This window comes from Enterobacter sp. SLBN-59 (assembly GCF_024807915.1).
Lineage (GTDB): Bacteria > Pseudomonadota > Gammaproteobacteria > Enterobacterales > Enterobacteriaceae > Enterobacter > Enterobacter asburiae_B.
The window spans coordinates 3,758,345-3,771,542 of record NZ_JANUFI010000001.1 but is presented as its reverse complement, the minus strand read 5'-3'; the positions used below and the strand labels follow the sequence as shown (position 1 = coordinate 3,771,542).

At 58.8% G+C, this 13,198-nt stretch carries 12 protein-coding genes; 5 read left to right on the top strand and 7 right to left on the bottom strand.

The window, feature by feature from the left end; translation table 11 throughout:
• Window position 1 precedes the first annotated feature (1 nt).
• Genes pgaB through pgaD form a run of 3 tightly spaced genes read left to right on the top strand, consistent with a single transcriptional unit; the run spans window position 2 to window position 3,700 of the window.
• Entirely contained in the window at window positions 2–1,939 is a 1,938-nt protein-coding gene (gene pgaB, locus M2422_RS18060; protein ID WP_064673299.1) for a poly-beta-1,6-N-acetyl-D-glucosamine N-deacetylase PgaB, read from the top strand.
• Window positions 1,932–3,260, top strand: coding sequence for a poly-beta-1,6-N-acetyl-D-glucosamine synthase (gene pgaC / locus M2422_RS18055; protein WP_059347680.1), 1,329 nt, complete (start codon window positions 1,932–1,934; stop codon window positions 3,258–3,260). Before pgaB ends, pgaC begins: the two co-directional genes overlap by 8 nt.
• On the top strand, window positions 3,260–3,700 hold the full coding sequence (gene pgaD / locus M2422_RS18050) for a poly-beta-1,6-N-acetyl-D-glucosamine biosynthesis protein PgaD (protein ID WP_064673300.1): 441 nt from the start codon (window positions 3,260–3,262) through the stop codon (window positions 3,698–3,700). Before pgaC ends, pgaD begins: the two co-directional genes overlap by 1 nt.
• A gap of 178 nt (window positions 3,701–3,878) precedes the next feature.
• Here the strand turns inward: pgaD and gss are convergent, their stop codons facing one another.
• The 6 genes from gss to M2422_RS18020 form a co-directional block, all read right to left on the bottom strand.
• Window positions 3,879–5,744, bottom strand: a complete 1,866-nt coding sequence (gss, locus tag M2422_RS18045; protein WP_064673301.1) for a bifunctional glutathionylspermidine amidase/synthase — start codon at window positions 5,742–5,744, stop codon at window positions 3,879–3,881.
• Between the two features lie 111 nt (window positions 5,745–5,855).
• Window positions 5,856–6,833: an ABC transporter ATP-binding protein gene (locus M2422_RS18040; protein ID WP_058841934.1), complete on the bottom strand. Its 978-nt coding sequence runs from the start codon at window positions 6,831–6,833 to the stop codon at window positions 5,856–5,858.
• Window positions 6,830–7,807 (bottom strand): ABC transporter ATP-binding protein, encoded by a 978-nt coding sequence (locus M2422_RS18035; protein WP_064673302.1) that lies wholly within the window; start codon window positions 7,805–7,807, stop codon window positions 6,830–6,832. The genes M2422_RS18040 and M2422_RS18035 overlap by 4 nt, the downstream gene beginning before the upstream one ends.
• Window positions 7,800–8,645 carry an ABC transporter permease gene (locus M2422_RS18030; protein ID WP_064673303.1) on the bottom strand — a complete coding sequence of 282 codons (846 nt, stop codon included), beginning with the start codon at window positions 8,643–8,645 and terminating at the stop codon, window positions 7,800–7,802. The genes M2422_RS18035 and M2422_RS18030 overlap by 8 nt, the downstream gene beginning before the upstream one ends.
• 5 nt (window positions 8,646–8,650) lie before the next feature.
• Complete coding sequence (locus tag M2422_RS18025) at window positions 8,651–9,604, bottom strand: ABC transporter permease (RefSeq protein WP_081273732.1); 954 nt, start codon at window positions 9,602–9,604, stop codon at window positions 8,651–8,653.
• 45 nt (window positions 9,605–9,649) lie between these two features.
• The gene (locus M2422_RS18020; protein WP_064673304.1) at window positions 9,650–11,239 is read right to left on the bottom strand and encodes an ABC transporter substrate-binding protein; all 1,590 of its coding nucleotides are present in this window, start codon (window positions 11,237–11,239) and stop codon (window positions 9,650–9,652) included.
• Window positions 11,240–11,484: 245 nt separating this feature from the next.
• Between M2422_RS18020 and yghU the strand changes: the two genes are divergently transcribed.
• Both yghU and M2422_RS18010 read left to right on the top strand, forming a co-directional pair.
• A complete protein-coding gene (gene yghU / locus M2422_RS18015; RefSeq protein ID WP_023309162.1) occupies window positions 11,485–12,351 on the top strand; it encodes a glutathione-dependent disulfide-bond oxidoreductase in 867 nt (288 codons plus the stop codon).
• Between the two features lie 152 nt (window positions 12,352–12,503).
• Complete coding sequence (locus tag M2422_RS18010; protein ID WP_029740720.1) at window positions 12,504–12,836, top strand: hypothetical protein; 333 nt, start codon at window positions 12,504–12,506, stop codon at window positions 12,834–12,836.
• 107 nt (window positions 12,837–12,943) lie between these two features.
• Here M2422_RS18010 and M2422_RS18005 read toward each other — a convergent pair whose 3' ends face one another.
• On the bottom strand, window positions 12,944–13,198 hold the full coding sequence (locus M2422_RS18005) for a hypothetical protein (protein ID WP_023309166.1): 255 nt from the start codon (window positions 13,196–13,198) through the stop codon (window positions 12,944–12,946).

Genomic DNA, 13,198 nt, shown 5'->3' with positions numbered 1-13,198 from the left:
TATGCTGAACACACGTTTTTCCGTGAGCCTGATACTCCTCGGCTGGCTCTGCCTCAGCGCGAGCGTCTGCGCGCAGGCGATCTCGTTCATTGCGCCCAAAGAGAGGCCGCAGCTGGAGGCGAGTAAACCCTGGCCGAAGAACCAGTTTCTGGTCCTGGCCTACCACGACGTCGAAGACGATGCCGCCGATCAGCGCTATCTCTCCGTTCGCACCAGCGCGTTAAACGAGCAGATAAGCTGGCTGCTGCACAACGGCTACCACGCCATCAGCGTGCAGGACATTCTCGATGCCCATGACGGGAAAAAAACGCTGCCGCCAAAAGCCGTTCTGCTCAGCTTTGACGACGGCTACAGCAGCTTTTACACCCGCGTCTGGCCGCTGCTTCAGGCATGGAACGTTCCTGCGCTGTGGGCGCCGGTGGGCAGCTGGGTGGATACGCCGGCAAATCAAAAAGTTAACTTCGGCGGCCTGATGACGCCCCGCGAGCGCTTCGCAACGTGGGACATGGTGCGCGAGCTCAGCCACTCCCCGCTGATTGAGATCGGATCGCATACCTGGGCCTCGCATTACGGCATTCCGGCCAACCCGCAGGGCAGCCGGGAACCGGCCATCGCCAATCGCTTTTATGACAAAGCGACGGGTCGCTATGAAACCGACCAGCAGTTCAGCCAGCGGATCGGCGATGACGTCCGTAAAGTGACTAAAAAAATCACGCAGGTGACGGGCAAAGCGCCGCGCGCCTGGGTCTGGCCCTACGGCGCCGCCAGCGGTACGTCGCTCGCTATCGCCAGACAGCAGGGTTACCGGCTGGCCTTCACCCTTGAGGACGGGCTGGGGAACGTGCAGGATCTGGGCAACATCCCCCGCCTGCTGATCGCCGGGAATCCCTCGCTCAAGGCGTTTGCCAGCACGGTCAGCCAGGTTCAGGAGCGCGATCCTGTGCGCGTCATGCACGTCGATCTCGACTACGTTTACGATCCCGATCCGGCCCAGCAGACCCAAAACATCAACAGGCTGATCCAGCGGGTTTACGACATGAAGATCAGCCATGTTTTCCTGCAGGCGTTTGCCGATCCGCAGGGCGACGGTAAGATCAAGGCGCTCTATTTCCCCAACCGTCGGCTGCCGGTTCGGGCCGATCTCTTTAATTTTGTCGCCTGGCAGCTGCAAACCCGCGCCGGGGTAAAAGTCTTCGCGTGGATGCCGGTGCTCTCGTTCGATCTCGATCCTTCCCTGCCGCGCGTGCAGCGCCGGGATCGTCAAACCGGCCAGCGGCGCGAAGCCACCGAGCCCTATATCCGGCTCTCCCCGTGGGACCCGCAGGTGCGCCAGCAGGTGACGGACATCTATGAAGACCTGGCCCGCTATGCCAGCTTCAACGGGATTTTGTTCCATGACGATGCGGCGCTGACGGACGTGGACGATGCCGGTCAGAACGCCACGCGCCAGAAAAGCCAGACGCTCATCGGGTTTACCCACGCCCTGAGCCTGGCGGTGAAGCATATTCGCGGTCCGCAGATAAAAACCGCGCGCAATATGTTCGCCTTACCCATTCTGCAGCCCGAAAGCGAAGCGTGGTTTGCGCAGAATCTTGATGATTTTCTGGCGGAGTACGACTGGACGGTGCCGATGGCCATGCCTCTGATGGAGTCCGTTCCGGCAGACGAGAGCGATGCCTGGCTGACGCGTCTGGTTAACGCGGTCGCCGCACGCCCCGGCGCGCTTGATAAAACCATTTTCGAGCTGCAGGCCAGGGACTGGGACCAGAAACCGCAGCGCGCCGTGTCCGACAGCCAGCTTGCGCAGTGGATGCGCGTGCTCCAGCTGAACGGCGTCAAAAACTACGGTTACTACCCCGACGACTTCATCAACAACCAACCTGATATCTCACGCATCAGGCCTGAATTTTCTTCGTACTGGTACCCTGACAATGACTGATCGCATTATCGCCTTCTCTATTTTATGTCTGGTATTCGGGTTGCCGTTAGGCGTGGCCGCCCTCTTTACCGGCGAACTGATTCTGGATTTCGTGTTCTTCTGGCCGCTGTTCATGTCGGTGCTCTGGATAACAGGCGGCCTCTATTTCTGGTTTCAGCTTGAACGCCACTGGTCGTGGGATAAAGACACGCCCGCCCCGACGCTCGCGGGTGAGCCGCTCATCTCTATTCTTATCCCCTGTTTCAACGAGGGACGAAATGCCCGGGAGACCATCAGCGCCGCGCTGGATCAGCGGTATGAAAATATAGAAGTTATCGCCATCAACGACGGATCCTCTGACAACACCGCGCAAGTGCTGCAGGAGTTGGCGCAGGAACAGCCGCGCCTGCGGGTGATTAACCTCGCGGAAAATCAGGGGAAAGCGCTGGCGCTTAAGGCCGGAGCCGCGGCGGCGCGGGGCGATCTGCTGGTCTGCATTGACGGCGACGCCCTGCTCGACCGTGATACCGCCGCTTATCTGGTGGCACCGCTGATTCAGTACCCCCACGTCGGGGCTGTCACCGGGAATCCGCGCATTCGCACGCGCTCCACGCTGATTGGCCGCATTCAGGTGGGCGAGTTCTCATCCATTATTGGGCTCATCAAGCGGACGCAGCGGATCTATGGCCGGGTCTTTACCGTCTCCGGCGTCATCGCCGCGTTTCGCCGACAGGCGCTGGCGGACGTCGGGTACTGGAGTCCGGACATGATCACCGAAGACATCGACATCAGCTGGAAGCTTCAGCTGCGCCACTGGGATATCTTTTTTGAGCCGCGGGCGCTGTGCTGGATCCTGATGCCGGAGACGCTGAGGGGCCTGTGGAAACAGCGTCTGCGCTGGGCTCAGGGGGGCGCGGAGGTGTTTCTGGTCAACCTTCGCAGGATCGTGCGCTGGGAGCATCACCGCATGTGGCCGCTGTTTCTGGAGTACGCGCTGTCAACGCTGTGGGCCTTCGCGTACGCGATGACGGTGCTGCTGTTCCTCCTCAGCCAGGTTGCGCCTGTTCCCGCCAGGCTGACCGTGGAGAGCCTTTTTCCACCGGAGTTTACCGGGCTGCTGCTGGGCGTGATGTGCCTGCTGCAGTTCCTGGTCAGCTTGTACATCGAGCGGCGCTATGAACGTAAAGTGGCCAGCTCGCTTTTCTGGGTGATCTGGTTCCCGATGGTGTACTGGATGATCGGCCTGTTCACCACCCTCGTCGCATTTCCAAAAGTCATGCTTAAACGCCAGCGCGCCCGCGCGCGCTGGATCAGTCCGGACCGGGGAAAAGGGAGCATTTAATGAACGAAAACACCTTAATTTTGACCGAGCATCGGCTCTTGCCGCGTCTTTTTGATGCCGCGCTAACGCTGGTGGCGTGGGGAGGATTTCTGTTTTTCCTGTATGCCCGTCTGTGGATGCAGCTAACCGATGAGAGCGACCACCGCTGGGGCGTGATTATCGCGTCCTTTAATACGGTGTTGCTCTACCTGCTGTTCGCCGCGATCAACGGCTGGCTGCTGATTTTGTGGTATCAGTACAACCGCCGCCGCGCCAACGTGAGACGGCGCCAGCCGGGCTATTTTCACCAGGAGGAGCTGGCCCGCAGCTTTAACGTCTCACCGCAGATCATCTCCGAGATGAGCCAGTACAACCTGCTGACGGTGTACCACGATCAGATTGGCCGCATCATCGATCTGAAGATCAGCGAGCGGCTGGAAGAGGAAGAGGAAGAACAGTAGCGAAAAGCCCCCGCAGGAGACCCTGCGGGCTGAGGGAACCACAGTATTTTGTAGCAAGGAACATAACGTGACCTGAGCCGTATGTTCCCCCTCACCCCAGCCCCTCTCCCTCAAGGGAGAGGGGGCCGTCCGTGCAGGCATTATTTTGTAGGCAACCCTCAACCCTGCGGGGAGATTTTTATAGCGAGTCCTTCACCACAATCAGCGGCTCAATATCGCTCTCTTTCTTCACCACCAGCGAGTCATCGCCGCGCAGACAGGTGCCGCCGTAGTTCCCGCCCACGGTGAAGGTGCAGACCTGTATGTACTTGCCGTCGACCTTCGGCAGGCACCACAGCTGCTGGTAGATGTTTTTGCGGTCAACAAACTTGCCGCTGGATTTATCCAGCAGTTCGTCCTGAGCGCTGATGAGATCGATATTGCTGCCGCAGCGGCCGGCAATCGGCTTGACGGCATAGCCGGTCTGCTTCAGCAGATCGTTAACCTCAAAATCGGTGTCGAGCAGGTAACGGTGATTCGGGAACAGCTGCCACAGAACCGGGAGAATCGCCTTGTTGCCGGGAATAACGGTCCACAGCGGTTCGAAGACCAGCACCTCCGGACGCAGCAGGACGTCAATCAGGCGCACCTCGCTCTCGGGATGTCCGGTCCGAATAGGCACGGCGGCGTATTCGGTTTCGCTGACCTCGCGGATCTGCTCTATCGCCGTTTCCCACGCCCAGGTTTTCCACACGCAGTTGACGTGGCGACCTTCGTCGTCAATCAGCTGCCCGGCGGCATCCCAGCTGAGCGCCTCCAGCCCGTGCAGGATTTTGGTCTCGAACCCGGCCTGCATCAGCGAACGCTGAATAAAGAGCGCGTGATAGTCCTCTTCGACATCGTTGTCCTGCATGATGTGGACGAACGGCCGCGCGTGGCTGTGCTTCCACGCGCCGGTCAGCTCTTCCAGCAGCCCTTCCGCCGGGTTATGCCCGCTGCCGCGATAGCCGTTTTTCACCCACTCTTCGAGAATCAGCCCGCCCTCGGTATGGCAGGACGCGGAGTCGGCGTTGTACTCGTAGACCTTAATGCCGCGCTCATCCATGCAGAAATCCATACGACCGGTGATCATATGGTGGCGACGCCACTGCCAGGAGAGGCGCAGGCGCGGCCAGAGGATTTTCGGGATGTCGAAAAGCGCCAGCAGGCTGTCGTCTTTCAGCACCTTGTCCGTCGCGTGCAGGTACATCAGGTGCAGTTCGTTGGTGGCCTTGATCAGCTCCTGCTCGGCGCTTTCGGTAATGGTGAAGTACTGGCAGGGATCTTTGTTGATCACATGGCCGTTGGCGCGGATATACGCCTGCTGCAGCGCATCATTTTCGTTAAGCCATTTTCCGTCGAACTGACGTTTGTTCTTCAGCCGCGCGCCGCTGATTTTCAGCAGTTCGCCGTCTATTTCCGGCTGGGGAATGCTGTGTTCCGCGTCGTCGGTCTGGATCATCCAGCCGAGAATCTCCGTGTCGTTGAAGGTGTCATGGATCGTGTAACACCCGTTCTCCACGCTCAGACGCAGCTCGCGCGTCCACTGCTGCCCGAGCGGCAGCGGGGAGTGAATCACGTTCTGCTCCGCAATACGCACCTTATCGTCGAGAAGCTGGGTTATCACCGCCACGTGGCCGGTCTCGTGAAACTCGCCGCCCTTTTGCCAGATCAGCAGCGCCCCGGCGCGCGGCGCGCGTTTTGAACCGTTGGCAAAAGCCTGAAGGGGCAGAATGTTATCGTTCACCACCTGGCGCAAAAAGCGCAGGGAGAAGATTTCCCACGCCATGCCGACATCGGTAAACACGAAGCCATAGTTGAGAAACAGGAAACGGCGGGCAAACTCAACGCATTGCCACTTGTGGCCCATGTATTCGTTGCCGATATAGCTGCGAAAATCCGCGTCTTCCGGGTATTTTCGCGGGTCCAGACTGCCGTAATTTGAAGAGTAAATCGCCACGCCACCGGGCGCATAGCCTAACAATGTCCCGAATGGCGCATCACTGCTTAACTTTCCTTTACGCATGTATCCAACCTAAAACAGGCAGGCGGCAATTTTTTTAAGGGTTGTCGTCGTCTGCACGTTGTAATTAACCTGACAGAGGGACATTTATCATACACCTGCGCGGCGCATTAACTACATGTTAAACAGCCAGCATGCCGCGAAATGCCCTGGCGCAATCTCCTGCATGGCTGGCTCCTGCGTCTGGCACACCGGCATCGCGTGCGGGCAGCGGCTGCAGAACTTACAGCCCGGCAGCGCGGACGTGGGGCCTGGAATGTCGCCGCGCAGGGTGGCGTCTTCGAGGTTACGGATGCGCGGATCGGGCTGGGGAACCGCCGCCAGCAGCGCGCGGGTGTAAGGGTGCGCCGGACGTTGATACAGTTCATTCGCCGGGGCCACCTCCACCAGTTTACCGAGATACATCACCCCAATGCGGCTGGAGATATGCCGCACCATGGAGAGATCGTGGGCGATGAACAGATAGGTTAGCCCCAGCTCCTGCTGCAGATCCTGCAAAATATTCACCACCTGCGCCTGCACCGAGACGTCCAGCGCCGAGAGCGGCTCATCGCACAGCACGAATTCAGGATGCACGGACAACGCGCGGGCAATACTGATGCGCTGACGCTGCCCGCCGCTGAACTCATGCGGGAATCGTTCAAGGTGCTCGTGCTTCAGTCCCACTTTGTAGAGCAGCGTTTCCGTACGTTCCCGCTGTTCTTCGCGGCTGTAGCCGTGAATCTGCATCGGCTCGGCCACCAGCTGTCGCACCGTCATTCCGGGGTTGAGCGAGGAGTAAGGATCCTGAAAAATCGCCTGCATCCGCTTACGCAGCGGCTTAAGCTCTTTTTCACGGGCGTGGGCGATTGCCTGCCCGGCGAAGTGGATCTCGCCCGAGGTGATATCGAAAAGGCGCAGGATGGCGCGCCCGAGGGTGGATTTTCCGCAGCCGGACTCCCCCACAAGGCCAAACGTTTCGCCGGGCTGGATATCAAAGCTCACGCCATCAACCGCCTTCACGGCCACGCCTTTACGCAGCAAACCGCCGTTGAGCGGATAGTGTTTGCGCAGATCGCGCACGCTCACTAATGGCGCCAGTTGTTCACTCATGCCTGAATCTCCTTGTCGGCCCATAGCCAGCAGGCGGCGCGATGGCCCTCTCCGGCAGTGTAAAATGCAGGCTGTCGTTCACACTGGGGCATGCGCTTCGGGCAGCGTTCCGCGAACGGACAGCCCGGCGGCGGATTAAGCAGGCCAGGCGGCGAACCTTCAATGGGCGATAAACGCTGATTGACCTCATCCGGACGCGGCAGCGAGGCCAGCAGCCCCTGGGTGTAAGGATGCGCAGGGCGATAAAAAATGTCCTCCACGCTCCCCTCCTCCATTACCAGCCCGCCGTACATCACCACCACGCGGCTGCAGACCTGCGCCACCACGCCGAGATCGTGAGTGATCAGCAAAATCGCGGTCCGGGTCTGCTGTTGCAGACTTTTTAGCAGGCGCAGGATCTGCGCCTGAATGGTCACGTCCAGCGCGGTGGTCGGTTCATCGGCGATCAGCAGCTTAGGGTTGCAGGAGAGCGCAATGGCGATCATCACCCGCTGGCGCATCCCGCCGCTGAACTCGTGGGGATACTGGTCGTATCGCCGTTCCGCCCCGGCAATGCCTACCTGTTCCAGCATGGCGATGGCCGCCGCTTTGGCCGCTTTTTTGCTGAGTCCTTTGTTGCGCATCAGGATCTCAGCCATCTGCTTGCCGATGGTCAACACCGGGTTCAGGGCGGTCATCGGATCCTGAAAAATCATCGCGATCTGGTTGCCGCGAATGGCGCGCATCTGCGCGGGCGTTTTCTGCGCCAGATCCTCATTCTGGAAGCGGATGCTGCCGCCGGTTATCCGTCCGTTGCTCCCCAGAAGCTGGATAATCGACTTACAGGTGACGCTTTTCCCGCAGCCCGACTCGCCGACGATGCCGACGAGTTCCCCCGGCTGAACCTGAAAGCTCACGCCGCGCACCGCGTGAACCTCGCCCTCGCGGGTGCGGAACGTGGTTTGCAGGTTCTCAAGCGCTAATAAGTTACTCATCGCGATTCGCTCCCGGCTCAAAGGCGGTACGGAACACATCGCCCAGCACGTTAAAGCTGAACACCGTCAGCAGGATCAGAATGCCGGGGAACATCGCCAGCCACGACGCTTCGCCAATATAAGACTGCGCGTTGTTAAGCATGCTTCCCCACGACGCCGCGGGCGCCTGCACGCCCAGCCCTAAGAAGCTGAGGGTTGACTCCATCAGAATAGCCGAGGCGATATTGAGCGTGGCCGCCACGATAATGGTCGGCAGCACGCCGGGAATAATGTGGCGCACGATGATGCGCAGCGGATGCTCTCCCGACGCGCGGGCATAAAGCACGTACTCGCGCTCTTTCACCGACAGGGTTTCAGCACGCACCAGACGCGACATGTTCATCCACGTCAGCAGGCTGATAATCAGAATGATGCTATCCACGCCCGGCTTGAGGTAAGCATTCACCACCAGCAGCAGGAAGAAGGCCGGAATGGCCATCAGGATATCCACGGCGCGCATCATCAGGTTATCCAGCCAGCCGCCAAAATAGCCGCTCACCGTTCCCACCACCGTGCCGATAAGCGTGGAAAAGAGCATCGCCAGAAAACCGACCATCAGGGAGATCTGGCCGCCATACAGCGCGCGGGTGAAGTAGTCGCGGCCGTATTCGTCGGTGCCAAACCAGTGCGCGGCATCCGGCGGCAACGTGCGCGCGCCGAGCGACATCCGATCCGGATCGTACGGGCTTAACCCCGCACAGAGCGCGGCGACGACGAAAATAAAAAGCACAAACAGAGAGAACTGCGCCGGACGGTTGCGGCGCAGCTGGTGACGAACCTGCTGCCAGCGTCTGCTCATCCGGGTTACCTCAGCGTACGAATGCGGGGATCGGCGAAGCGATAAAGCACGTCGGCGATCAGGTTTCCGACGATCAGCATCATCGACGAGAGCATGATGATCGCCATAATCAGCGGGTAATCCAGCGAGGCGATCGACTGGATCCCGAGCAGCCCCATCCCCGGCCAGGAGAAGACGCTTTCCGTCACATAGGCCCCCACAATCAGCTCTCCGAACGACAGGCCGAACAGGGTAATCACCGGCAGCAGCACGTTTTTCAGCACGTGGCGGAACAGAATACTGGAACGCGTGGCGCCGTAGGCAAGCTGGGTCTGCACGTAGTCGGCCGAGAGCTGAGAGATGGTGTTGGAGCGGATGTAGCGCACGTAGCTGGAAAGGTTGTAGAACGTGAGGGCAATACACGGCAGCACGCCGTGACGCAGCAGATCCAGCCCGTTATCCTCCATGCCGATGGTGCGCATCCCCATGCTGGGGAACCAGTTAAGCTGCACGGCAAAAATGGTGATGAGCAGGATGCCGAACCAGAATATCGGAACAGAAATGCCGATATAGGCGAATAAATTGAGCAGATGATCCAGCCAGCGGTGCTTAAATGCCCCCGCCAGCAGGCCCAGCGGGATCGCCAGCACGATCGCCATCAGCAGCGACGCGCCCATCAGCCCCAGCGTGGCCGGAATGCGTTCGCCGATCATCTCCAGCACCGGGCGGTGGTAGATCAGCGAATAGCCGAGATCGCCCTGCAGGACGTTTTTCAGCCACAGGACGTACTGCGTGACCAGCGGCTTATCGAGCCCCAGGCTCTGGCGAATACGCTCGATGTCTTCCGGGGCCATACGCGGCGTAATGTACGCCGCCACCGGATCGCCGGGCGCGAGCTTGACCAGCAGAAACGCCACCAGTGAAATAAAAAACAGCATCGGCAGCAGCTGCAGCAGCCGACGCGTGAGGAGTGTGTTCACGACGTGCCCTTTCAAAAGCCCCGACCTGACGGCCGGGGCAATCACTTATTTCTGATAGATTTTTGACAGATCCTGGAACAGATAGACCGGTTTCGGCTCCGCTTCCTCGGTGCCGCCAAAACGCTTGTCCACCGCGACGGTCGCATTGGTGTAGGCGATCGGGTAGTAGGTCATATCGTTCGCCACGGTCTGCTGAATTTGCTTGTAGATATCGGCACGTTTTGCGGCGTCGGTTTCGACTGCGCCTTTATCCCACAGGGCATCAAACTGCGGATTTTTGTAGTGCGCGTAGTTATAGGCTTCGTTGCTCATGAACAGCGATTTGTAACCGTCCGGCTCGGAGCCCATGATGTAGCCGCCCAGGTTCAGCTCCCACGCGGTATTGTTCATATCGAGGCTGCGCTGAGACATGGCGTTGGAGTCCAGCGGCATCAGCTCCACGTTCACCCCAATGCCCTTCAGCGCCTGCTGAATGTAGAGCGCCATGCTCTCCAGGGTTTTGTTGGTGTTCACATACGCCAGGCGCAGCTTGAGGTTGTCCGGCGCGCCGGACGTCTTCAGCAGCTCTTTGGCTTTTTGCAGATCGAACTTGTACTGCTCGACGTCATCCGTCTTGTAAAGCGTATCTGGCGTCAGGAAGGAGGTCGCCGGTTTAGCGTAGTCGAGCGAGGTAAAGGCGGTCTGGGTGAGCTCGTCTTTGTTGATGGCATACGCGATGGCCTGGCGCAGCGCTTTGCTCTTCATCACCGGCACGTTCTGGTTGAACGTCATATAGGCCAGACGGCCTTCCGGATAGACCACGAAGTCAAACTTACCGGTATTTTTCAGACGGTTCACATCCTGCGGGTCAACCATCTTGAGGTTGATTTCCCCGTTTTGCAGCGCAAGGTTGGCGGCGTTGCTGTCTTTGGCGAAACGGTAGGTGACCGAATCAAGCTTCGCTTTGCCGTTCCAGTAATCGTCAAAACGGGTCAGGGCGTAATACTGCCCGGCGCGGTACTCTTTGAATTTGAACGGCCCGGAGCCGACCGGCGCATCGTTTTTGCTGCTCTTTTCCAGGTCGCCTTCACCGGCGAACACGTGCTGCGGAATCGGGTAGATTTGTACCAGGGTGCCGGTAAAGGCCGCGCTGACCTGCGGTAGGGTGAATTTGACGGTGCGCTCATCCACCTTGCTCACCTGTACCGGCTTGTCGCCGTAGGTGAACATGCTGCGGAAGAAGCTGTGCTGTTTGGCATCCAGCAGCTTATTGAACGTAAAGACCACGTCGTCCGCCGTCAGCGGCTGGCCGTCCTGCCATTTGAGGTTGGGTTTTAACGTCAGGGTATAGCTCAGGTTGTCGGCGGAAGGCGTCAGGCTTTCCGCCAGGCCCCACTCAATGTTGCCGTTATTAAAGCTGTACAGTGGGGCATAGAGCGCCTGCATGATCGTTAACGTCGTACGGTCACTGGCATAGAGCGGATTAACGGCTAACGGGTCGCCGGAGGTAATTCCAATAATTAGCGAACCGCCCTCTTTTGGCGCGTCGTTTTTTGCCGCAGCCGCACTGTTTGTCTCTTTATTTTTCGCATCATCACAGCCCGCCAGGCCTAACGCGAGCGAAACGACCACTGCCGATAACAGAAGCTTGCGCATCTCACTAACTCCTTGCCTTATAAAGTGTTTATTACTGCATCTTTTATTTATGTTGAAGCATCATATTCAGCTTTATCGGTTTACGCATTAATTATGAAAATGCGATTTTCGATTAAGCTTATGCCGGATTTGATATATATAAGCGCCGGAAGGAATAGCGGCAGATCGATTACGCTCAGTTCGTTAAACGCTTCACAAATCTCCTGCTACACTGCCTCAACACATCACTCAAAAGGCAGGCCAACATGTCAGACAACACGTATCAGCCACCAAAAGTGTGGGAATGGAAAAAGAACGGCGGCGGCGCGTTCGCCAACATCAACCGCCCGATTTCCGGCGCGACCCATGAGAAAGATCTGCCCGTGGGCTCCCACCCGCTGCAGCTTTACTCTCTCGGAACACCGAACGGTCAGAAAGTGACGATCATGCTCGAAGAGCTGCTGGCGCTGGGCGTGACGGGCGCAGAATACGACGCATGGTTGATCCGCATCGGCGAGGGCGATCAGTTCTCCAGCGGGTTTGTTGAGGTGAACCCGAACTCGAAAATACCGGCGCTGCGTGACCACTCCACGAACCCGCCAACGCGCGTCTTTGAATCCGGCAATATCCTGCTCTATCTGGCAGAGAAATTCGGTCACTTCCTGCCGAAAGATCCGGCGGGACGCACCGAGACCCTGAACTGGCTGTTCTGGCTGCAGGGCGCAGCGCCGTTCCTCGGCGGCGGCTTTGGCCACTTCTACAACTACGCGCCGGTAAAAATTGAATACGCGATTGACCGCTTCACCATGGAAGCCAAGCGCCTGTTCGACGTGCTGGATAAACAGCTGGCGCGCGGTCGCTACGTGGCGGGTGAAGAGTACACCATCGCGGATATCGCCATCTGGCCGTGGTTCGGCTGCGTGGCGCTGGGCAGCGTCTATAACGCCGCCGAGTTCCTCGATGCAGAGAAGTACACAAACGTGCAGCGCTGGGCGAAAGACGTGGCGAATCGCCATGCCGTTAAGCGCGGCCGTATCGTTAACCGCACCAGCGGCGAGCTGAACGAGCAGCTCCACGAACGCCACGCGGCGAGCGACTTCGATACCAATACGGAAGATAAGCGTCAGGCGTAATGTTCAGCCGGGCGGGTCCCCGCCCGGCAACTGAGATCCCTGCCCAGGGCATGATTAGCTTAAAGGGTGAGCCGGTATTGCTGGCACTATCTGGACGTTTTTCTCGCGTGAGAAACGACGTCTCAACCGACAGCAGTCACAAAGGATCTGTTATGAAACTTATTAAAACAACGCTGGTTATCAGCGCCCTCATTTTTTCCACCTCGGGAATGGCTATCGACAAAACCGCCGCTGGCGCGGTAGCAGGCGCGGCCATTGGTGCGGCCACGGGCAAAGATCTGAAATCGACCGTTGGCGGCGCCGTCGTGGGCGCAGGCACAGGTGCCATGTTCAAAAACGGCGGCAAAGGTAAAGCCGCGCGTAAGGGCGGCGCGGTAGGTGCTGCCGTGGGCGCAGGTGCCGCGGCGGTTACCGGCAAGAGCGTGCTGAAAGGTGCGGCCGTTGGTGCGGGCACGGGCGCGCTGATTGGTGAAGCGACGCACTGATAAATACAGCCGGGCAACGCTGCGTTTGCCCGGCATGAATCACATCCCCGATGATGCTTTTCGTTTATTGTTCGTGCCTCATCCCTGAATAGTTTCCGTTAACCGCATTAATACTTAATGTCCCGCGCTTTTTGTCTTCCGGACTGTTTCATCTGACGCTTGTCCTGACGGCAGTCGTGATTACTCTGGTTATTGTTCGCCACGCAGGTCTGCTTCACCTGCCGCGACGCGTCGCGGGTTTCCTGCCTGACATCACGCGCCACGCGCCGCTCCTGCGCCTGCTGGGTCGCACTGGCAGAAACCGAGAACAGCATCAGAAGAATGCAAGAAAGGACAGGAATGACAGATAACGATCTGTTCAT

Coding starts and splice junctions, on each gene's coding strand:
- pgaB (WP_064673299.1), top strand. CDS start 2: ATGCTGAACACACGTTTTTCCGTGAGCCTGATACTCCTCGGCTGGCTC.
- pgaC (WP_059347680.1), top strand. CDS start 1,932: ATGACTGATCGCATTATCGCCTTCTCTATTTTATGTCTGGTATTCGGG.
- pgaD (WP_064673300.1), top strand. CDS start 3,260: ATGAACGAAAACACCTTAATTTTGACCGAGCATCGGCTCTTGCCGCGT.
- gss (WP_064673301.1), bottom strand. CDS start 5,744: ATGCGTAAAGGAAAGTTAAGCAGTGATGCGCCATTCGGGACATTGTTA.
- M2422_RS18040 (WP_058841934.1), bottom strand. CDS start 6,833: ATGAGTGAACAACTGGCGCCATTAGTGAGCGTGCGCGATCTGCGCAAA.
- M2422_RS18035 (WP_064673302.1), bottom strand. CDS start 7,807: ATGAGTAACTTATTAGCGCTTGAGAACCTGCAAACCACGTTCCGCACC.
- M2422_RS18030 (WP_064673303.1), bottom strand. CDS start 8,645: ATGAGCAGACGCTGGCAGCAGGTTCGTCACCAGCTGCGCCGCAACCGT.
- M2422_RS18020 (WP_064673304.1), bottom strand. CDS start 11,239: ATGCGCAAGCTTCTGTTATCGGCAGTGGTCGTTTCGCTCGCGTTAGGC.
- yghU (WP_023309162.1), top strand. CDS start 11,485: ATGTCAGACAACACGTATCAGCCACCAAAAGTGTGGGAATGGAAAAAG.
- M2422_RS18010 (WP_029740720.1), top strand. CDS start 12,504: ATGAAACTTATTAAAACAACGCTGGTTATCAGCGCCCTCATTTTTTCC.
- M2422_RS18005 (WP_023309166.1), bottom strand. CDS start 13,198: ATGAACAGATCGTTATCTGTCATTCCTGTCCTTTCTTGCATTCTTCTG.